Annotated in this window: 19 protein-coding genes; 5 read left to right on the top strand and 14 right to left on the bottom strand. The window is 53.3% G+C overall.

Features of this window, described 5'->3' with window-relative positions; genetic code table 11:
* Positions 1-95 precede the first annotated feature (95 nt).
* Positions 96-1031, top strand: coding sequence for a LysR family transcriptional regulator (locus OGV85_RS20005; RefSeq protein ID WP_003033937.1), 936 nt, complete (start codon positions 96-98; stop codon positions 1029-1031).
* Here the strand turns inward: OGV85_RS20005 and OGV85_RS20000 are convergent.
* On the bottom strand, positions 1003-1710 hold the full coding sequence (locus tag OGV85_RS20000) for an aspartate/glutamate racemase (protein ID WP_032933518.1): 708 nt from the start codon (positions 1708-1710) through the stop codon (positions 1003-1005). The two genes, OGV85_RS20005 and OGV85_RS20000, sit on opposite strands and share 29 nt — an antisense overlap.
* A gap of 141 nt (positions 1711-1851) precedes the next feature.
* Here OGV85_RS20000 and OGV85_RS19995 point away from each other — a divergent pair, with 141 nt between their 5' ends.
* Positions 1852-2178 carry a cupin domain-containing protein gene (locus OGV85_RS19995; protein ID WP_003033932.1) on the top strand — a complete coding sequence of 109 codons (327 nt, stop codon included), beginning with the start codon at positions 1852-1854 and terminating at the stop codon, positions 2176-2178.
* A gap of 73 nt (positions 2179-2251) precedes the next feature.
* On the opposite strand, the gene araE is transcribed toward OGV85_RS19995, so the two are convergent.
* From araE to OGV85_RS19970, 5 genes are all read right to left on the bottom strand, one after another.
* On the bottom strand, positions 2252-3670 hold the full coding sequence (gene araE / locus OGV85_RS19990; RefSeq protein WP_003846447.1) for an arabinose-proton symporter AraE: 1419 nt from the start codon (positions 3668-3670) through the stop codon (positions 2252-2254).
* 314 nt (positions 3671-3984) lie between these two features.
* Complete coding sequence (gene kduD, locus OGV85_RS19985) at positions 3985-4746, bottom strand: 2-dehydro-3-deoxy-D-gluconate 5-dehydrogenase KduD (RefSeq protein WP_286553884.1); 762 nt, start codon at positions 4744-4746, stop codon at positions 3985-3987.
* Between the two features lie 56 nt (positions 4747-4802).
* Positions 4803-5639 (bottom strand): 5-dehydro-4-deoxy-D-glucuronate isomerase, encoded by an 837-nt coding sequence (gene kduI, locus OGV85_RS19980; protein WP_003840972.1) that lies wholly within the window; start codon positions 5637-5639, stop codon positions 4803-4805.
* 471 nt (positions 5640-6110) lie between these two features.
* A complete protein-coding gene (locus tag OGV85_RS19975; RefSeq protein ID WP_003033912.1) occupies positions 6111-7289 on the bottom strand; it encodes an acetyl-CoA C-acetyltransferase in 1179 nt (392 codons plus the stop codon).
* A gap of 102 nt (positions 7290-7391) precedes the next feature.
* Positions 7392-8276, bottom strand: a complete 885-nt coding sequence (locus tag OGV85_RS19970; protein WP_003033908.1) for a LysR family transcriptional regulator — start codon at positions 8274-8276, stop codon at positions 7392-7394.
* A 101-nt stretch (positions 8277-8377) separates the two neighbouring features.
* Between OGV85_RS19970 and OGV85_RS19965 the strand changes: the two genes are divergently transcribed.
* Both OGV85_RS19965 and OGV85_RS19960 read left to right on the top strand, forming a co-directional pair.
* On the top strand, positions 8378-8833 hold the full coding sequence (locus OGV85_RS19965; protein ID WP_003033906.1) for a multidrug/biocide efflux PACE transporter: 456 nt from the start codon (positions 8378-8380) through the stop codon (positions 8831-8833).
* A gap of 142 nt (positions 8834-8975) precedes the next feature.
* On the top strand, positions 8976-10205 hold the full coding sequence (locus OGV85_RS19960) for an amino acid permease (protein ID WP_061547597.1): 1230 nt from the start codon (positions 8976-8978) through the stop codon (positions 10203-10205).
* A 52-nt stretch (positions 10206-10257) separates the two neighbouring features.
* Here OGV85_RS19960 and rcnR read toward each other — a convergent pair whose 3' ends face one another.
* The gene (rcnR, locus tag OGV85_RS19955) at positions 10258-10530 is read right to left on the bottom strand and encodes a Ni(II)/Co(II)-binding transcriptional repressor RcnR (RefSeq protein ID WP_003033900.1); all 273 of its coding nucleotides are present in this window, start codon (positions 10528-10530) and stop codon (positions 10258-10260) included.
* Between the two features lie 121 nt (positions 10531-10651).
* Between rcnR and OGV85_RS19950 the strand changes: the two genes are divergently transcribed.
* Entirely contained in the window at positions 10652-11551 is a 900-nt protein-coding gene (locus tag OGV85_RS19950) for a nickel/cobalt efflux protein RcnA (RefSeq protein WP_048232734.1), read from the top strand.
* A 44-nt stretch (positions 11552-11595) separates the two neighbouring features.
* On the opposite strand, the gene OGV85_RS19945 is transcribed toward OGV85_RS19950, so the two are convergent.
* The 7 genes from OGV85_RS19945 to OGV85_RS19915 form a co-directional block, all read right to left on the bottom strand.
* Positions 11596-12978, bottom strand: coding sequence for an amidohydrolase family protein (locus OGV85_RS19945; protein ID WP_061547598.1), 1383 nt, complete (start codon positions 12976-12978; stop codon positions 11596-11598).
* A 12-nt stretch (positions 12979-12990) separates the two neighbouring features.
* Complete coding sequence (locus tag OGV85_RS19940) at positions 12991-13941, bottom strand: carbamate kinase family protein (RefSeq protein WP_046670326.1); 951 nt, start codon at positions 13939-13941, stop codon at positions 12991-12993.
* 26 nt (positions 13942-13967) lie between these two features.
* Positions 13968-15518, bottom strand: a complete 1551-nt coding sequence (locus OGV85_RS19935) for a hypothetical protein (protein WP_003840986.1) — start codon at positions 15516-15518, stop codon at positions 13968-13970.
* Positions 15519-15635: 117 nt separating this feature from the next.
* On the bottom strand, positions 15636-17054 hold the full coding sequence (locus OGV85_RS19930) for a YlbE family protein (protein WP_003033887.1): 1419 nt from the start codon (positions 17052-17054) through the stop codon (positions 15636-15638).
* Complete coding sequence (fdrA, locus tag OGV85_RS19925) at positions 17054-18601, bottom strand: acyl-CoA synthetase FdrA (protein ID WP_003033884.1); 1548 nt, start codon at positions 18599-18601, stop codon at positions 17054-17056. The genes OGV85_RS19930 and fdrA overlap by 1 nt, the downstream gene beginning before the upstream one ends.
* Complete coding sequence (locus OGV85_RS19920) at positions 18579-19478, bottom strand: oxamate carbamoyltransferase subunit AllH family protein (protein WP_072291295.1); 900 nt, start codon at positions 19476-19478, stop codon at positions 18579-18581. The genes fdrA and OGV85_RS19920 overlap by 23 nt, the downstream gene beginning before the upstream one ends.
* Before the next feature lie 15 nt (positions 19479-19493).
* The gene (locus OGV85_RS19915) at positions 19494-20099 is read right to left on the bottom strand and encodes an ankyrin repeat domain-containing protein (RefSeq protein ID WP_061547600.1); all 606 of its coding nucleotides are present in this window, start codon (positions 20097-20099) and stop codon (positions 19494-19496) included.
* Positions 20100-20124 lie beyond the last annotated feature (25 nt).

The raw sequence follows: 20124 nt of genomic DNA, 5'->3' as shown, positions 1-20124 counted from the left end.
TTATGATTACGCCACAGCCCGAAAAGAATAAAAAATATCGTTTTATCGTGAGTCTATGCAAAAATGATATGGATTGGTTCATTCGAGGATTGCCCATGCCCGCCGTTAACCTGCGACACATCGAAATTTTTCACGCCATCATGACGGCAGGCAATCTGACGGAAGCCGCGCGCATGCTACATACCTCGCAGCCCACTGTCAGTCGGGAACTGGCCCGATTCGAGAAAGTACTGGGATTAACGCTGTTTGAACGCACGCGTGGCCGGCTGCACCCAACCGTGCAAGGGTTACGTCTGTTTGAAGAGGTGCAACGTTCGTGGTATGGCCTGGACAGAATTGTGAGCGCCGCCGAAAGCCTGCGCGAGTTTCGCCAGGGCGAATTGTCGATTGTTTGCCTGCCGGTATTCTCACAGTCCTTTTTACCGCCACTACTGCAGCCATTCCTCGCACGCTATCCCCAGGTCAATATTCAGATAGTGCCGCAGGAATCACCGCTATTGGAAGAGTGGCTGTCAGCGCAGCGCCACGATCTGGGGTTAACGGAAACGCTGCATACGCCTGCCGGAACAAAACGCACCGAATTGCTGGCGCTGGATGAAGTGTGCGTGCTGCCCCAGGGGCATCCGCTGACTAAGAAAGCGGTGTTAACGCCGCAGGATTTTCAGGGGGAAAACTACATCAGCCTGTCACGGACCGACAGTTACCGTCAGCTACTGGATACCCTGTTTAATGAGCACCAGGTGAAGCGCCGTATGGTGATTGAAACCCATAGCGCCGCTTCAATTTGTGCAATGGTGCGGGCAGGCGTGGGGATCTCGGTGGTAAACCCACTGACCGCGCTGGATTACGCCAGTAGCGGGGTCGTCATCCGCCGCTTCAGTATTTCGGTACCCTTTACGGTCAGCCTGATTCACCCACTTCATCGCCCCGCCTCGGCGCTGGTTGATGCTTTTACGGCGCATCTGCAGGACCATCTACCAAGTCTTATTGACCCGCTGGAGGCTATTTTGCATCCACAACCGAAAGCATAAATGCCACCGCATCTTGCGCATGGATTGCCGCGGTGTCGAAAACCGGTAGTGGGCTTAGCTCGGCGGGAACCAGCAGACCAATCTCAGTACAGCCAAATATCACCCCTTGCGCCCCCTGTTTCGCCAGTTGGTCGATGACGCCCAGGTAATAATCGCGGGAAGCCTCGCTGAACTCACCGAGACACAGCTCATCGAAAATAATCTGGTTTATTTTCTGACGGTCATCAGCTTCAGGAATCAGCGTGCTAATGCCAAATTCAGTCTGTAAACGACCGCGGTAAAAATCCTGTTCCATGGTGTAGCGCGTACCCAGTAGCGCCACGTTGCTCATCTGCTGCTTTTGTATCGCCCGCCCCGTCGCGTCGGCAATATGCAGGAACGGCACATCACAGGCGCTTTCAATCGCCTCAGCAACCTTGTGCATGGTGTTGGTACACAGCACAATCCCTTCCGCACCCGCCTGCTGTAACCCCAGCGCCGCCTGCGCCAGAATATCGCCTGCTTTATCCCACTCACCGCGACTCTGGCACAACTCAATCTCATGAAAATCCACGCTGTGAAGCAGGATCTGCGCAGAATGCAGGCCACCCAGACGCTGTTTTACCCCTTCATTAATGAGTCGATAATAAGGAATGGTAGATTCCCAGCTCATACCGCCTAACAGACCGATCGTTTTCATCATTTCCCCTGACTCGTTGTTGTCTCTCCAGTGAACCAAAGATGTGATCAACTTTCCACATCTGTTGGCGTGCATTTCTTTTTTTAATTTTCTGATATAGGTTTAATGAAACACTGTTTTAATTAATTACAGGAAGGCCGGATGTTTATTTTTCATAAAGAGACCACGCTTGACGATCTGGGCAATGGCGTTACCCGGCGCATTCTTGCTCACGACGGTAACATGATGGCGGTTGAGGTGAACTTCGAGCAAGGCGCGATAGGCCCGATGCACAATCATCCGCACGAGCAGCTGACTTACGTGTTGTCCGGTGAGTTTGAATTTACCATCGGCGAAGAAAAGCATGTCGTTAGGGCGGGCGATACCCTGTATAAACAACCCAACATTATGCATGGCTGCGTCTGTTTAAAACCGGGAACGCTGCTGGATACCTTTACGCCCATACGCGAAGATTTTCTACACGGGTAAAGCGCTAAATAAAAAAGCCGGGTATCGCTTACCCGGCCTACATGAGATGTCATCCGACACTCCATCTCAACATTTACATCCCAATATCTCTTAACTTCTCACCTGCCATCAGCTTACGTTCGATATGCTCAAGCGTGACGTTTTTGGTTTCTGGAATCAGCCAGAACGTAATACCGATAAACACGACGTTCAGCGCAGTATATAGCCAGAACGTACCAGCCGCGCCAATGCTATCGAGCAGCGTCAGGAACGTTGCACCAATGATCATGTTCGACACCCAGTTGGTGGTGGTGGAGCAGGTAATACCAAAATCACGGCATTTCAGCGGCTGAATTTCCGAACACAGGATCCACACCACCGGCGCGGCGCTCATCGCATAGCCTGCAATACACATCATCGTCATGCCAACTGACAGCCAGGATAGTCCACTGGAAGCCGTGCCGTTATCAAACTGCATCAGGCAATATCCGAGCACCAGCGTCCCGATGGCCATTACGCTGAACCCAATTTTCAGCGCCGGTTTACGTCCTGCTTTGTCGACCGTGAAGACGGCAATAAAGGTAGCGAACATAAACGTTAAGCCAACCACCAGCGTGGCAATCATCTGCTGCTCTGTGGTGGTAAAACCCGCCATTTTGAAAATGCGCGGCGCGTAATACATGATGATGTTCATCCCGGTGAACTGCTGCATCGCCTGCAGTAACATCCCAAGAAAAACTGCGCGGCGCACGTTACGGTTAATTTTAAACAGCGCCCAACCACCCTGCTTCAGCTTCAAGCTTTCACGGATTTCGTTCAGCTCATCGCGGGCCTTTTCTGACGTATCGCGCAGCATGCGCAATACTTCTTCAGCTTCAATGTGGCGACCTTTTTCCGCCAGCCAGCGCGGGCTGTTGGGCAGGAACACAACCAGAATAATCAGCAATACAGCCGGAAGCGCCAGCACGCCCAGCATAGCGCGCCAGTTACCGCTGTAGCTGAACGCCGTATCGGACAAAAAGGCCAGAACGATGCCCAACGTCACCATCAGTTGATACATGCTGATCATCTTGCCACGCACGTTCTCACTGGCCATTTCGGAGAGATAGAGCGGTGCGGTGTAAGAGGCGATCCCCACCGCAACGCCCAGTACCACGCGGGCAAAAATGAGCATTTCTACGCTGGAGGCAAACGCCGAGCCCAGAGATCCGACGACGAAAAGGATCGCCCCCGCCATCAGACTGTATTTACGTCCCAGGCGGAATGACAGCCAACCGTTAAACAGCGCACCAATTGCCGCGCCCAGCATCATGCTGCTGACCACCCACTCCTGCAGGCGGCTGGTCAACACAAAGTGATCGGTGATGAAAGGCAACGCCCCGGCAATCACGCCAATATCCAGGCCGAATAACAACCCTGCGACAGCCGCAGAGATAGAAACAAACATATTCATACGTCGCGTATCGCGCACTGGGCGCGGCGCTAAAGCAGCATCATTATTTATTGAGACCATTTTTTCCTGCCAGATACAGAGTAACCATGCCATTGAAAGTAAGGGATCCCTTGCAGGAAGCGTCAGGCGGGAAACGGCAAAAACATGGATTAAATAGCTACACCACATCGTTATGTGATGGATATTCCAATTTTAAAATTTACCGACAATCACTCAATTAAATTTAATTTATTGATATTAAATAATATTAAAAATAATAAATTGATACACATGAAATTTAATATGGAATAATTTATAACCACAATATGGATTTTAATGATTCAAAAGTAAAAAAACCCTGCCATTTAGCAGGGTTTGTTGGCTCTGGAAAGCAATTAACGCGCCAGCCAGCCGCCGTCTACCGCAACGGTATAGCCGTTGATATAGTCAGATACGCTGGACGCCAGGAACACGACAGGCCCCATCAGGTCGCTCGGCAGACCCCAACGCCCCGCCGGAATACGATCGAGGATTTCTGCGCTACGCTGCTCATCAGCACGCAGCTGTTGAGTGTTATTCGTCGCCATGTAACCCGGTGCAATCGCGTTGACGTTGATGTTATGTTTTGCCCACTCGTTCGCCATCAGACGGGTAACACCCATTACGCCGCTTTTAGACGCGGTGTAAGACGGCACGCGGATCCCGCCCTGGAAGGAAAGCATAGAGGCGATGTTGATAATTTTACCGCCGTTACCCTGGGCGATAAAGTGCTTCGCCGCGGCCTGAGACATAAAGAACACGCTCTTAATGTTCAGGTTCATCACGTCATCCCAGTCTTTTTCGCTGAAATCGATCGCATCGTCACGACGGATAAGACCCGCGTTGTTGACCAGAATATCGATATGGCCGAATTCTGCCACTGCGCGCTCCAGCAGCGCCGGAATACCGTCGATTTGACGCAGATCGGCGGTCAGGCTTAAAAAACGGCGGCCCAGTGCGGTCACACGTTCGATGGTTTCTGTCGGTTCAACAATGTTGATACCGACGATATCGCAGCCCGCTTCAGCCAGGCCCAGCGCCATACCCTGACCCAAACCGGTGTCACAACCGGTCACAACGGCGACTTTACCTTCAAGAGAGAATGCATTCAAAATCATTGTAAATCCTTAATTTTTATAATGCCCGCCGCAGCAGGCACGGCTGTCGCCCGCAACTAGCGCAGATCTTTTACTGCAACATGGTCCATATCATCAAAGACCTGGTTTTCGCCTACCATGCCCCAAATGAACGTATACGCTTTTGTGCCGACACCGGAGTGAATAGACCAGCTTGGAGAAATCACCGCCTGCTCGTTGTGCATCACAATATGACGCGTTTCCTGAGGCTGCCCCATCATGTGGAAGACGCAGGTATCTTCTTCCATATTGAAGTAGAAATAGACTTCCATACGACGTTCATGGGTATGACACGGCATGGTGTTCCACAGGTTACCCGGTGCCAGTTCAGTCAGACCCATGCTCAACTGGCAGGTTTCCAGAACATCCGGCACAAAGTATTTGTTGATGGTACGACGGTTACTGGTGAGGTTATCGCCCAGCGTCACTGGCGCAACGTCTGCAGGCGTGACTTTCTTAGTTGGGTAAGTCGTGTGGGCCGGCGCGCAGTTGTAGTAAAACTTCGCCGGTTTTGTCGTATCAATACTGGCGAATACCACTTCTTTTGCCCCTTTTCCGACGTACAGCGCGTCGCGATGGCCAATTTCATAGCACTGGCCGTCAACGGTAATCGTGCCCGGGCCGCCGATATTGATCACACCCAGCTCACGACGTTCGAGGAAATAGGTTACGCCCAGCTGTTTGCCGACTTCGCCACCCACAGAGACGGTTTTGGCCACTGGCATAATGCCGCCAACAATGATGCGGTCGATGTGGCTGTAGACCATGGTGTATTCATCTGCGACAAACACTTCTTCGACCAAAAACTCATTACGCAGCCCCTGAGTGTCCAGGGTTTTCGCATGCGCACTATGGATGCTTTGTCTTACGTCCACATTTACCTCCAGTGATAAATTGACCGTGAATGCTTAAACGAATAGCAAAACGCTGTTCCGTTTTATCTTATGCACTCATGATATTCCTCCCTGAATGTGTTTTCAATTATAAATAAAACGATGTTTCACTTTTTTCGCATCTTATTATCAAAAGTGTAAGTGCGATCACGCTAGCGCGTATGAATAGCGAAATGGACCTTAATAAAATGATTGAATAACAATACGATAAATTTATTTATTCATTAGGGGCGGGGATAAAAAATGGAAAATTCAGCCGAGATGATCAGTCGAAAAGACACCTTTTCTAACAAAGTGCGCAGTTAATCACATGAAATGAAACAATGTTTTGATAAGTTGACTGTGTTTAGAGTGTATGTTTCTGTAACTGGCCTTGCCCTCCTGCTGGAGGGCTTTTTTACAGGTGCAGGGAAAACACGTAGAAAGGCGTTTAAGACGGTAAATGTAAGATCGTTAATCTCGTTCGATAGCGAGCGCCACACCCTGACCACCACCGATACACAGCGTTGCCAGGCCCTTATGCGCCCGACGCTTCACCATTTCATGCACCAGCGAAACCAGAATTCGGCAGCCAGACGCACCAATCGGATGACCGAGCGCAATGGCTCCGCCGTTAACATTCACCCGCCGTTCATCCCACTCAAGCATTTTCCCAACGGATAATGCCTGCGCGGCGAAGGCCTCATTAGCTTCGATAAGATCAACATCAGCCAGTTGCCAGCCCACACGCTCAAGGCAGCGGCGGGTCGCATACACTGGCGCAATCCCCATGAGCGCAGGGTCGACCCCGACGCTGGCAAAGGCGCGAATACGGGCCAGTACAGGTAAGTTCAACTCTTGCGCCTTGGCCTCGCTCATCATCATCACCGCAGCGGCGCCGTCATTGATGGATGACGCGTTACCTGCCGTTACCGAACCGAGCCTGTCAAAGGTAGGATCCAGACGCGCCAGCCCTTCGGCGCTGGCATCGGTACGCGGCTGCTCGTCGGTATCCACCACCAATGATTGCCCATTACGCTGTGTTACCACCGGCACGATTTCATCTTTAAAGCGTCCAGCATCAATTGCCATCCGCGCTTTGTGCTGCGAGTGCAGCGCGTAGGCATCCTGCAATTCGCGGCTAATGCCGTATTCTCGCGCCAGGTTTTCCGCGGTAACGCCCATGTGATAATCGTTGAAGGCATCCCACAGACCGTCATGTACCAGGCTGTCGACCAGTTGGCTGTTCCCCAGTTGAGCGCCGGTGCGGCTATCGGTAAGAACATGCGGGGCACGGCTCATATTCTCTTGCCCGCCCGCAATCACAATGTCGGCTTCGCCGCACTGGATAGCCTGGGTCGCCAGATGCAGCGCTTTCAGGCCCGAACCGCAGACATCGTTAATGGTGATGGCGGAAACGGTATTGGGTAGCCCACCATTGATGGCAGACTGACGCGCCGGATTCTGCCCGGCACCTGCGGTAAGCACCTGACCGAGGATCACTTCATCCACAGCATGAACGTCCACGCCCGTGCGTTCCAGTAAAGCCCTGACCACCATGCTGCCTAATTCAACGGCAGAGTGGCGCGCCAGCGTCCCCTGGAAGCAGCCAATCGGTGTCCGTAACGCCCCGACTATCACAACCTCTTTCATCACCACCTCAGCGCAAAATAACACCGCAATAGTAGATGATTGTTAAAAAGAGTTATCAAGGTTGTTTAAAAACGGTGATTTTTATCACAAAGGAAATTCGTATCATTTATTGGTCATCTGAACGCCACTCTGCTGTAAATGGTCGCGCAGCCAACTTCCCGCCACGCCAGGCGGTGATTTCTTATTCCACAACAGATCGATAGAGATAGCCTTTGGCCAGCCGGGCAGCTTTAATTGAACCAATGGTTTTTCTGCCGCAAACTCCTCCACCAGCGCACACGGGAGCGCGCACCAGCCGAATCCCTGAACAGCCATACTTAGCAATAACAGGTAGTTAGGAGCCGACCAGACGGGACCGCGCGCCACGTTAGTCCCGCTTTCCAGATAGGTATTCAAACGCAGCTCGCGCCAGGTGTGTAGCTGCTCCCACTGCAGTTTTTCTTGAGCCGCCAACGGATGCGATGCCGCCACGTATAATCCCATCCAGGTTTGCATCGGCAGACGCGTAACGCCCATGTCGGTCGGGTAATCCTCCCGCGCTTCGATCAACCCCACCTGAGCACGTCCTTTTTGCAGCAGATCGATAACGTCCTCGTCTTCGCCAATCAGACATTCAAACTCGGTATGGGGAAACTTGCGGTCAAACTGCACCATCAACTCTTCCAGCACATCCGGATGCAGCGTGTCTGACAACACGAAGGTCAGACGCGCTTCCGTTTCACCCGACAGCGAGATCGCCGCTTCATCCAGTCGTTCGCTGGCCGTCAGAATCGCCTGCACATAACCCAGCACCCGCTTACCTTCTTCGGTCAGCGTTGGCTGGCGTGATGAACGGTCAAACAGCGCAAAACCAAGGTCGGCTTCCAGATGCGCAATGGCCGTACTGATAGTGGACTGGCTTTTACGCAGCCGACGAGCCGCAGCAGAAAATGAGCCGCAGGAAACGGTCTCTACAAATGCCGTTAACGCTTCAGGAGAGTAACGCATGAACTATCTACTTTATCGATGGATACTATCTTTTAGATATCACATAAAACGATAAAATTGCCACCATTCCGTTATCCGGGCATCAAAGAAGGTTTTAGGTTATGCAACACGATACAGTCCAACGTCGCTCGTTAATGGAGCGCATTTTTCATGCCGTCTGCTTTGAAGGCATTGCCACCGCTGTTCTCGCACCAACCACCGCATGGTTGATGCAGCGCTCGGTGCTGGAAATGGGCGGACTGACAATTCTTCTCGCCACTACAGCGATGATCTGGAATATCATTTATAACGCCCTGTTTGACCGTCTGTGGCCGTCGCACCTGGTAAAACGTACGGCGAAAGTGCGAGCATTTCACGCCTTAGGTTTTGAGAGCGGTTTTATTGTGATCGGGGTGAGCATCGTGGCGTATGTGCTGAACGTCAGCCTGCTTCAGGCATTCACGCTGGAAATAGGTTTCTTCCTGTTCTTCCTGCCGTATACCATGTTCTATAACTGGGCTTATGACACGTTACGCGAGCGTGTTATGAAGCGCCGCCAGCAGCGCGTTACTGCCTGATAATTAAAATAATAGTCGGAATCTTCTCGGTTCCGGCTATTGTTCCATTCACTCGCCCGCTTGTTCACACCTCCCCCAGCCCCTGCCATTTGTGGTAAATTGCGCTTCTTTTTGTTTATTTTATAGTTGATACGTTCAAACAATGTCGAAATTTTGGTCAAAAGAAGAGACTCTCTGGAGCTTCGCACTATATGGGACTGCCGTCGGCGCAGGAACCCTCTTCCTCCCCATACAGCTGGGTTCTGCAGGTGCGGTGGTACTGTTTATAACCGCTCTCGTCGCCTGGCCTTTAACCTACTGGCCGCACAAGGCGCTATGCCAGTTTATCCTGTCTTCAAAAACGTCGGCTGGTGAAGGGATTACTGGCGCGGTTACACACTACTACGGCAAGAAGATTGGCAGCCTGATCACCACCCTCTATTTTATTGCCTTCTTTGTGGTGGTGCTGATCTACGCCGTGGCGATAACCAACTCACTCACTGAACAGCTGGCAAAACATATCACTATCGACCTGCGGATCCGCATGCTGGTCAGTCTGGGCGTGGTACTGGTGCTGAATTTAATTTTTCTGATGGGTCGACAAGCCACCATCCGGGTCATGGGCTTTTTGGTATTCCCGCTCATCGCGTACTTTTTGTTCCTTTCGCTCTACCTGACCGGAAGCTGGCAGCCAACGCTACTCACCGGCCAGATGTCTGTCGATCAGCACACGCTTCATCAGGTTTGGATATCTATTCCCGTGATGGTTTTCGCTTTTAGCCATACGCCAATTATCTCCACGTTCGCCATTGATCGACGTGAGAAATATGGCGAGCAGGCCATGGGTAAATGCAAAAAAATCATGAAGGTAGCCTACGTTATCATCTGCCTGAGCGTACTGTTTTTCGTCTTCAGCTGTTTGCTTTCGATTCCGACAAACTATATCGAGGATGCAAAAAATGAAGGCGTGACCATTCTTTCCGCGCTGTCGATGATGCCTAACGCACCGGCATGGCTGTCGATTTCCGGGATCATCGTTGCCGTCGTAGCGATGTCAAAATCGTTCCTTGGCACCTACTTTGGCGTGATTGAAGGGGCAACGGAGGTAGTAAAAACATCGTTGCATCAGGTGGGTGTGAAGAAAAGCCGGGCCTTTAACCGCGCTCTGTCCATTATGTTGGTCTCAAGCATCACGTTTATCATCTGCTGCATCAATCCTAATGCTATTTCAATGATTTACGCGATTAGTGGGCCGCTGATTGCCATGATTTTGTTTATCATGCCGACATTGTCTACCTATCTGATCCCGGCGCTGAAGTCATACCGTTCAGTGGGTAACCTGATCACCCTGATTGTCGGTCTGCTGTGCGTATCTGTGATGTTTTTTGGCTAGAACGTGTTGCTTAACGGCTCATTCCATCACGTGGATGAGCCGTTAAACTGGCTTATTTGATGTACGAATCCAGTACTTTCAGAATCACATCCAAATCTTCTTCGCGCTTAATTTCATCGCCCTGATGCACAATGTGCTCGGTCAGATGACCTTTAATCACTTCGCGCATTAATCCATTTACCGCCCCGCGGATCGCCGCTATTTGCTGCAATACCGCCGCGCATTCATGCGGTTCATCCAGCATGGTTTTCAACGCCGCTACCTGCCCCTGAATCTTGCTGGTTCGGGCTTTCAGCTTTTGTTTGTCGCGGATCGTATGTGACATAACTTTACCTTTTTAACGTCTGGCTATAGGGACAATACCATCGACATTCTACTGGGGGGTAGTATTTGATACTGGGGGGGGAGTAGAATCAGGCGAAATTAAACAACTAAGAATCATTCTCATGGGTGAGTTTTCTACGCTTCTTCAGCAAGGCAACGCCTGGTTTTTCATTCCCAGCGCGATTCTATTAGGTGTGTTGCACGGTCTGGAACCAGGGCATTCCAAGACGATGATGGCGGCCTTTATTATTGCTATTAAGGGGACCATCAAACAGGCGGTGATGCTGGGACTGGCAGCGACGCTGTCGCATACCGCCGTAGTATGGCTGATTGCGCTCGGTGGGATGTATATCAGCAAAGCGTTTACCGCCCAGGCCGTTGAGCCATGGCTGCAATTTGTCTCGGCGATAATTATTCTCGGGACCGCATTCTGGATGTTCTGGCGAACCTGGCAGGGAGAGCAGAACTGGCTGGCCCAGACGCATCACGACCACGATCACGGGCATCACCACCACCATGATCATGACGACCATCACCACCATCATCATGACCACGATGACGATCATCACCATCATCATCACGAACACGAGCATAATCACGACCATGGCGCACTGGCCGGACTCACCGAAGGCTCAAAAGAATATCAGGATGCCCACGAACGGGCGCATGCCACCGATATTCAGCGCCGCTTTGCGGGCAAAGAGGTCACCAACGGCCAAATATTACTGTTCGGTCTGACCGGCGGGCTGATCCCGTGCCCAGCTGCCATTACGGTACTGCTGATATGCATCCAGCTCAAAGCCTTCACGCTGGGCGCCACCATGGTGCTGTGCTTTAGCCTCGGGCTGGCGATAACGCTGGTAACAGTGGGCGTGGGTGCGGCAATCAGCGTGCAGCAGGCAGCCAAACGATGGAGCGGATTTAACACGCTGGCACGCAAAGCGCCCTATTTTTCCAGCGTGCTCATTGCAATGGTCGGCGTATATATGGGGATTCACGGCTATATGGGGATCGTCGGTTAATATATGGGAGCGCAGCAGCGATAGCCGCTGCGCGGAAAACCAAACTAGCTTGCGACATTCCCCCACACCAGTTGGCCTTTGTGGAAGGTCGCAGTGCGTGGGGAGATTCGCGCGACCGCTTCCGCTGAGCATGAGGCATCTACCAGCACAAAGCTGGCTTCATCCTGCGCTTTCGGCCAGACGCGCTCACCTTTATCGTTAAGCGGCAGCACATCACCGGTAGCGAGGAACAGCGCCCGCGACAGATTAAGTTCATTCGGGCGAATATAGAGCTGCGCGTACAGATTCGCCTTCTCCAGCATGTCTCCCAGCCCGTACGGCGACCAGTGGTCAATCACGCTGTCGGTTCCGGTAATCACTTCCACACCTTTGTCGCGCAGCTGCTTGAGCGGCATGTGCATCGTGCCAATCGGCACCGTCGAGGCAATGGTAATCTGCTGCGCCGCCATGTGGGATGCGAGTTCATCCACCTGCTGTTCGTTCAGCGTAGACAGCGCAAACGCGTGGCTGATGGTCAGTTTGCCCTTTAACTGCGGCGTTTTCTCCACCGTTTCTACCATGTAATTCACCGCCGCCACGCCCGCCGGACTGGTTTCATGCAGATGGATATCCACGCCTTTGTTGTAATCGAGCGCAATCTGGAACATGGTGTCGAGGGATTTTTCCATCGCCCCATCCACGCTGGTTGGGTCCAGACCGCCGACATAATGCGCTCCCGCCTGCATCGCTTCACGCATTAGCGGTTCAGATTTTGATAACAGCAGACCATGCTGTGGAAATGCCACAATTTCACAGGCAAAACCCGGCTGGCGACGCGCCAGCACCGCCTGCAGGTTCTCCAGGTTTTTCAGTCCGGAAACCGGTTCTATGTTGCAGTGGCTGCGGGCAATCGAGGTACCTTTTGATTGCAGCAGATCGATCAGCTTTTCCGCGCGCTCCTGGGTGTAAGGCTGGAGTTCAGGCAGCAGCTTTTGTTCCAGGCGGATCATATCCTGAATGGTGGTGCCCGCCGGACGGTTCAGCGAACGCCAGGGACCGCCGTAAAAGGTTTTATCCAGATGGATATGCATGTCGCGCATGGCGGGCAGCATCAGCTTTCCACCCGCATCGTAGTGCGGCAGCGTCGCATCCGGATGCTGCTTATTCTCGCGCAGCGCAACTATTTTCCCGTCCTGGATTTCAACGGTTTGCAGCGCGGTACGGGTGTGCACCACCACTGAGTTTTCGTAATCAAACCCCGCTTCCAGCAGGACGTTATCCAGGTAATAGTGCTTATCGTTAATCGTCATTGTGCTCTTCGACCCGCAGGTGTTCCCGACAGGATTAGCAGCATACGCGACTGGGGCGACTGCGCCAAACAGCGCGGCGGCAGTGACCATTTTTCCGCTCTGGCTTAAAAATTCACGGCGGCTGTTACTTTCCTTCATTCGCATCTCCTCTCAGGAATGGACAATATGGGTGCCCGTTTCGCCGCGCAGTGCGGCGGGCAGGCATTCCGGCGTGGTGATGATCACTCGTTTACCGCCACGCTCCAGAAACGCCAGGCTGGCAACAATCTTGGGTAACATGCTGCCCGGCGGGAAATGTCCCTCCTGCATGTAACGGGTCATCGTGGCGACATCCACCGTATCCAGCGCCTGCTGGTTAGGTTTGCCAAAATGAATACAGACCTGCTCGACGCCGGTGGTGATCACCAGAATGTCGGCGCGGATCTCCTGTGCCAGCAACGCCGTGGAGAGATCTTTATCAATCACCGCATCCACGCTCTGGTAATCCCCCTGATCGCTACGCACCACCGGGATGCCACCACCACCCGCACCAATCACCACGAACCCCTGCTGAGTCAGCGTTTTGATCGCCTCTGCTTCAACAATACGTTTTGGTTCAGGGGAAGCCACAACCCGGCGGTAGCCGCGTCCCGAATCCTCAACAAAGCGCCAGCCTGGATTGACCCGCAGCAACTCATCGCGCTGCGCTGCGCTAAAGAACGCCCCGATAGGCTTGGTCGGATTAGCAAAGCCCGGATCGTTTTTGTCGACCTCCACCTGCGTGACCACCGTGACTGCCTTCTGCTCGCCGCGCCGCGCCAGACGGTTGTTCAGCGCCTGTTGGATCAAATAGCCGATGCCCCCCTGCGTATCGGCGACGCAGTTTGCCAGCGGGGTAAGCGGCAACCCTTCACGCTCGTGCGCGATTTCCGCACGTCGGAGATCCAGCCCCACCTGCGGCCCGTTACCGTGCGTCAGCACAATGTTGTAGTCCGATGCCAACATCTCCAGCACCGTATCCGCCACCGCCTTCACCGCTTCAGCCTGGTGCTCAATCGACTGGCTGGCGTTATCTTTGATAATGCTGTTGCCGCCAATGGCAACGACCACAAGTTCTTTCATAGTGTTATCTTCCGCTTACAGGCGATTCAGGTCGTTTTCGTCGGTTCCTGCTCAGGCGCAGTCACCGCTTCACGGCTATCAAGAACATGCTTGAGGACAAACATGCCGCTCATCATCAGGTAGGCCACAACAAACATCATCGAGCTGCCCTCAGCAAAGCCAACTGCCGGGGAGTGGATCACGCCAAACAGCGATAACAGTGCCCCAAAGGCTGCGGCAATCGCCCCGCGCAGCGGCTTATTCATAATGGCGAAGATAGCGACGCAGCCCCACAGCATGCTGGCCAGCGGCGCGCCGCTTCCCAGATGCACCAGTCCGTCGTAATAGACACCTTTGCTGTGCAGTAAGTCGCTACCCAGTTTCCCCGCGGATGTTCCGGCGGCGCCCATCACGCTGTTAACGATGGTCAATGCCCAGTTAGCGATCCACGGGAACAGGCAGATGAAGATAACGGGAACCTCGACTTTGGGCGTTTCTCGCACCACCTGGTTGGCGGTCACCACGCCGATAAACACCAGAATCGGCACTATCGCAGTCATCGGAATAATGGCGAGCATAAACGCGCCCAGGCCAAACAGCGGTACCAGGAACATGGTGATGCCTGAAGCGAGGGTATAGCCGATACTGGCGCCCATCGCTTTCCAGCCCGCATGCCCAACATACACGGTCACCGGGAACGGGTTGCCCAGCATGCAGCCGAGCATGGAGGCAAAGCCGTTCGCCATCATCACCTTACGGGTGTTGTACTCATCCCCCGCCGCGTGCGCACTTTCAATGTTCTCAAGGTCGAAAATGTAGTTCGCCAGACCCAGAGGAACCGCAGAAGCCAGATACGGCAGTGCATGCGGCAAACCTTGCAAGAAGCTGTCGACATGAATTTCCGGCGGGTTGAAGCCAAAGGAAGACATCGACGCTTTAATGGCCTCCGGGCTTTGTAAACCGGAGATCCACGCCAGGGCCGTACCGGCAATCAGCAGCAGCAAGCCGGTAGGAATGCGGGCAAAAATCGGCTTCTTACCGAACCAGTTAATGAAGATCAGCAACAGGACGATGAAAGAGACGGTCGGCGCTTCGAATGCCTGCAGCATCGGGTTCATCGCCAGCAGCAACAGTCCCAGGCCGGACAGACAAGAAAGCAGTACCGTACGTGGAATCATCTTGCGGATGGTCTCGCCCAGGAAGGAGCCGCCGACCAGGATCAACGCTTCGACAAAGCACCACACCAGGGCTATCTGGATAGCAAAGTTGGCATCTTTGGTTTGCTGATAAACCGGCATCAGTACCAGGAAGGTTACGGTAAAGATTGACGGTGCGCTCGGTCCGGACGGCAGCGCCGTCACGTCTTTACGCCCGGTGTGTTTTGCCATCTGCAGGCCAAACCAGGCGTAGCAGACGCTGGCTACCAGCACCGCCAGACCAAAGGCAGGCGCAATGCGACCATAGACAATTTCAGTAGGGATCCCGACGACAAAAATGAGCAGCCCCATCATTGTCAGCAGGTTAGTCAGGTTGTTGGTCATCAGCCCAAAGTAAGCTGCCCAGTCACCACGTTTCCATTCTAGTTTTATGCTGTTCATGGAATATCCTTAACAGGTTAAGCATCGTTTGCGATCGCGGAGATCGCCCAGCCCTGCAGGTAAGCAACGTTTTTCGCTTCGCTACTGTGGGGCTAACCGCGTTAGCCCCGATTGTTGTTATTGGCAGTAGCGGTCGCGCCAGTTGAGGATCGCCTTTTCAAAACAGGCGAACGGCGGGTGGACTATTCCGGCGCCGATCATGCCGATCCCCGCGTCTTTGTGCGCAATGGCGGTGTTAATCACCGGCAGAATGCCGGTGCTGCCCACGCGCGTAATATCGATAGCAGTCGGTACGCCCATAAAACCCAGCAGCGGAATGGTGACGTTGGGGTTTTCGCCGAGAGTGATTTCACGCATCTGGCGCGAGAAATCAACGGCCTCTTCGACCGTACCACCCACCAGTGCCACGATGGCCGGTGCCGTCGCCATGGCGAAACCACCAATGCCGTAGGTTTCGGTGATCGCGCTATCGCCAATATCACGTCCGGAATCTTCCGGCTTGTAGCCTGCAAACATCGGGCCAATCACCTGCTGCGCCGGACCGGTAAACCACTGACCCGGTAAGCCGCTGATGCGCAGACCGAACTCAACACCGTTTCGCGCCATCGTCGTCACCACGGTGCTGTATTCAATGCCGTGGGCGGCGTCCATTGCGGCTTTACACATCGCCATCCAGGTCGGCCCGGAGAAGTAATCGCTGCTGAGGACGAACTCGAACACCTCACGCTGCTGCTCAACCGGATAACCGGTCTGAATAATCCACGGCGTCAGCGCCTGAATCAGCAGCGCCGTCCCGGCGTTGTTACGGTTATGGCACTCATCGCCCATGTGTAGCGCCTGCGCCAACATCAGGCGCAGATCGATTTCGCCCGCCAGCTTCATGGCGTCGCGCAGCATCGGTCCCAGCACATCACGCATCCAGTTCAGACGATCAATAACGCTCTGATCGTTCGCGCCCATACGCAGGATCTTCGCCATCTGCTCGCTCATATTGGTATATGCGCGGTTGCCGTAGGTTTTGTTCTCAACGATGTGCATAAACATCGACGCAGAGGTCACACCCGCCATCGAGCCAACGCAGTCATGCTCGTGACATGGTGAGAAGATAATTTCACCCGAGGCGGCCAGTTCGGCAGCTTCATCCAGATCTTTCGCCAGTCCTTCAAACACCAGCGCCCCGGTGACCGCGCCCTTCATCGCACCGCACATTTTTTCCCAGCGGATCGGCGGCCCGGCATGCAGGATGGTGTTGCGGGTCATCCCCGGTACGACATTGATTGCCTGGTCATAGCCAATCAGCACCGGATGCGACTGAATAATACGTTCCAGCGCCTGCTGGTTAGCGGCAGCGATTTTGTCTGCCAGCGGCGAATCGGCAATCTCGTCCAGTGCAGCAACCACCTGCATGTTGCCCTGACCCGGCGGCGTCCAGTCGAGCTGGGTCACGGGAACGTTCTGCTTTTTCAGGTCATCGCTGAACATCGCGATACCGACGTTAATCACGTTCAGCGGCTGGTTAAACAGTGTCTGGCTCATCAGGCTTCCTCCCCTTTACAGATAAATTCACGCGCCAGCAATCCGGTGTTGGTGCTACTGCTCGCCCAGATAACGCCCGCATCAGTCAGCATCTGACATTGTTTTTCCAGCGACGGCGTATCAAGATCGGTCCCCAGCACATAGCCGAGGATCTCAAGCGGACGACCGTCTGCGGCGGCGATCGCTTTGGCTTCAACGATCGCGTCGAGCATCACGCCAACCGGATCTTCATGCGATCCAAAACCAAGGACGAAGTCCATCACGATCACGCCGACTTCAGGATCGCGCGCTTCCTGCAACAGACGACTAATGCGGTTGGTGGGATCGATCATCGGGTGCGGTTTACCGTTGGTAAAATCGTCATCACCGAAATCGAGGAAGGTATGCGCCACGCTGCGGTTGAGATCTTGCAGGCGGAACGCCGGATCCGGATGAATGTTGCTGTAAACTTCGGCATGTTTTTCCATGGCAGCAAACATCGCCTCATCGCACAACGTGCCACCGCAGAACAAGCCACGGATGTACTTTTGTTGCGGGGTCAGACGGGCGCGAACCTCTTCAATCAGCGGCCAGTTGAGCGGATGCAGATCCAGGCTCTCTTTTTTCACGCCGGTAAGTAGTACAGCTTTCAACGCCGCCTCTTTAGTACCGCGGGCAAACTGCAGGCCTTTTTCATCCGCAGGCGCGGCTTCACGTCCGAGGAAACACACCACCACGGGCTTATGACAGGCGCGCGCACGTTCCAGCACCTTGCGCGCCACCGCTGGCGCAGGAGGTTTGGAGATAAGCGCGATGATCTCAGTTTGCGGATCGGCCTCCAGCATGCCAATCGCGTCAAGCATCATCAGGCCGCCAATCTTCTCACTCAGATCGCGTCCACCGGTGCCAATCAGTTGGGAAATTCCGCCGCCAAACTCGTGAATGCGTACGCTCAGCTCCTGGCTACCGGTACCGGACGCACCAATAATTCCGATGTTGCCGCGACGCACTGCGTTGCCAAAACACAGCGCCGCGCCGTTAATGATGGCGGTTCCGCAGTCTGGCCCCATCATCAACAGCCCTTTTTCGTGCGCCAGTTGCTTAAGCGTCAGCTCGTCTTCAAGAGAGACGTTGTCAGAGAACAACATCACGTTGAGGTTATTTTGCAACGCCTGACGCGCTTCACGCGCGGCAAACAGGCCGTTGACCGAGATCACCGCCAGGTTGCTGTCGGGAACGTGCTTCTTCGCGCTGGCGAGCGTGGCATAGCGCGCTTCGTGCTGGCCACCCTGCTCTTTATGCGTAAACAGATCGTCAATCGCCACCAGCGTTTGCGCGTTTGCTTCGTCGCTCGCGCCTTTAATGACAATCATCAGATCGCCACTCTTCGCCTCTTCCAGCTCAGGCGTGAGCAGGCCGAGATTCTTCAGCACGCCCTTATTCATTTCTGTCGCCATAGCCACGAACGCCTGCTCAACACCATCGAGCTTATTTGCGCGCGTGGAGATAGACATCAGTGAGACAGAATCAAAATACGTGTTCTTTTTAACAACTATCCTGATCGACATAATTCCCTCCGGACCTGTGGCTCAGGGCGCAGGCATCTGCCATGCCATACAGCATGTCGCAGCCAGAACTTGAGCCAATATTTTTAATGTCAGTAATATATTGTGTAGAAACGGGTTGTTGCTCAGTAATAATATGGTTGAGCAGCCGTCCAACGCTTTCCCGATAACGCTGATGAAAAGCTTCCTCTAATGTTATTTTGCTGAGTAGCGTCGTATTATTTCCGGCACATTGTAAAGCTGCTAAAAAATCTTCACGATATTTCCTCAGCGGATGTCCGGGAATAAATAGAATAGTGCTTAGGCCCACTAAATAATCATCCGATGAGGGCGTCAGACCAATCCCCAAACCAATTAAATGGCTGACCGCTGTAGAGATATTTTCTCCTGTACGCAACGCCGTCAGTAATGTTTGTCGGCGGTTGTGTAATTGACGGGTGATTTCCTGAAAAAACGGATTGTCACCCTGATACAGAAATAATGTGTCGTCGCTTCTTAGCTGTTGGCGGATAACCTCTTCCCAATGCTGCCAGCCGACTGTGGCAAGACTTGCTGCATCAGATGTCCACCGTGGTATTCGCCACAGCAGGCAACCGGCGGTTTCTATCCATTTATCATTGCCAACAACTATTCCCGACCCGCTAAAATTGACCAGCTCACCGGAGTGAAACAGGTCTTCACAATGCGTCAGCGCCAGCCGACAGCTGTTAGGTGCGTTATCACAATCTTCACTCAGTAACGTCAGCAGCCGCTGCTGTTCAGGTATCAACAGGTTTACCGCGTGGGAAAAAACCTGTTCAACCCGTCCCGTTCCCCGGAAAGTGAGAAACGCGCTGTCTGCGGTTAGCGCCCGTACGCATCGCCGTGATGGCGTAGCGATAATGGCGCTCCTGTGTCAGGCTCCGGCCGCAATCAGCAGCTCGGCAATTTCGTGGTACCCTTTCTCTCGCGCCAGTTCCAGCGGGGTTTTACCGTATTTATCCGTCATGTGCGGATTTGCGCCATGGTCGAGCAGCAGCTTAACGATCTCCTGCTGCTTCGCGCCACCGTCATTAAGTACGATGGCTTCCAGGAGCGGCGTCCAGCCAACAAAATTAGTATGGTTGACATTGATATCGGTACGCAGCAGCAGCTCACGCACGATCTCGACATGGCCTTTTTCGCTGGCTGGCGTAATACCGACTCCGCCAAAACGGCTCAGACAATTAAGGTCGGGGTTAGCCGGTAATACCGTACGCAACAGCGTTAAATCATTCGTCAGGCAGCTAATCAGGAAGGGGTTAAAACAAGTTTGATCTTGTTTATTAATATCGGCCCCCTCAGCAATCAATAAGGAAACACAGTCATAATGTTTATTCAGGCTGGCAATAATAATGGCAGTACGCCCCTGGCGGTTAGTGGCATTAATATCCACATTTTTTACCAGACAGGATTTTAATCCATCGGCATTGCCCTGTTCTGCCGCCAGCAGAAATTCAGTAATGAGTTCTTTCTCTGACATAATCGCTCTCCTGCAGTTTTTTAGA

It is taken from the genome of Citrobacter sp. Cf132 (genome assembly GCF_030333885.1).
Classification (GTDB): domain Bacteria; phylum Pseudomonadota; class Gammaproteobacteria; order Enterobacterales; family Enterobacteriaceae; genus Citrobacter; species Citrobacter freundii.
The sequence above is the reverse complement of the archived record's forward strand: the minus strand, read 5'-3'. Positions and strand labels throughout refer to the sequence as shown.

Coding starts and splice junctions, on each gene's coding strand:
- OGV85_RS19950 (WP_048232734.1), top strand. CDS start 10,652: ATGGGTGAGTTTTCTACGCTTCTTCAGCAAGGCAACGCCTGGTTTTTC.
- OGV85_RS19995 (WP_003033932.1), top strand. CDS start 1,852: ATGTTTATTTTTCATAAAGAGACCACGCTTGACGATCTGGGCAATGGC.
- OGV85_RS19945 (WP_061547598.1), bottom strand. CDS start 12,978: ATGAAGGAAAGTAACAGCCGCCGTGAATTTTTAAGCCAGAGCGGAAAA.
- fdrA (WP_003033884.1), bottom strand. CDS start 18,601: ATGTCGATCAGGATAGTTGTTAAAAAGAACACGTATTTTGATTCTGTC.
- OGV85_RS19915 (WP_061547600.1), bottom strand. CDS start 20,099: ATGTCAGAGAAAGAACTCATTACTGAATTTCTGCTGGCGGCAGAACAG.
- kduD (WP_286553884.1), bottom strand. CDS start 4,746: ATGATTTTGAATGCATTCTCTCTTGAAGGTAAAGTCGCCGTTGTGACC.
- OGV85_RS19970 (WP_003033908.1), bottom strand. CDS start 8,276: ATGCGTTACTCTCCTGAAGCGTTAACGGCATTTGTAGAGACCGTTTCC.
- araE (WP_003846447.1), bottom strand. CDS start 3,670: ATGGTCTCAATAAATAATGATGCTGCTTTAGCGCCGCGCCCAGTGCGC.
- OGV85_RS20000 (WP_032933518.1), bottom strand. CDS start 1,710: ATGAAAACGATCGGTCTGTTAGGCGGTATGAGCTGGGAATCTACCATT.
- rcnR (WP_003033900.1), bottom strand. CDS start 10,530: ATGTCACATACGATCCGCGACAAACAAAAGCTGAAAGCCCGAACCAGC.
- OGV85_RS19965 (WP_003033906.1), top strand. CDS start 8,378: ATGCAACACGATACAGTCCAACGTCGCTCGTTAATGGAGCGCATTTTT.
- OGV85_RS19975 (WP_003033912.1), bottom strand. CDS start 7,289: ATGAAAGAGGTTGTGATAGTCGGGGCGTTACGGACACCGATTGGCTGC.
- OGV85_RS19940 (WP_046670326.1), bottom strand. CDS start 13,941: ATGAAAGAACTTGTGGTCGTTGCCATTGGCGGCAACAGCATTATCAAA.
- OGV85_RS19960 (WP_061547597.1), top strand. CDS start 8,976: ATGTCGAAATTTTGGTCAAAAGAAGAGACTCTCTGGAGCTTCGCACTA.
- OGV85_RS20005 (WP_003033937.1), top strand. CDS start 96: ATGCCCGCCGTTAACCTGCGACACATCGAAATTTTTCACGCCATCATG.
- OGV85_RS19930 (WP_003033887.1), bottom strand. CDS start 17,054: ATGAGCCAGACACTGTTTAACCAGCCGCTGAACGTGATTAACGTCGGT.
- OGV85_RS19935 (WP_003840986.1), bottom strand. CDS start 15,518: ATGAACAGCATAAAACTAGAATGGAAACGTGGTGACTGGGCAGCTTAC.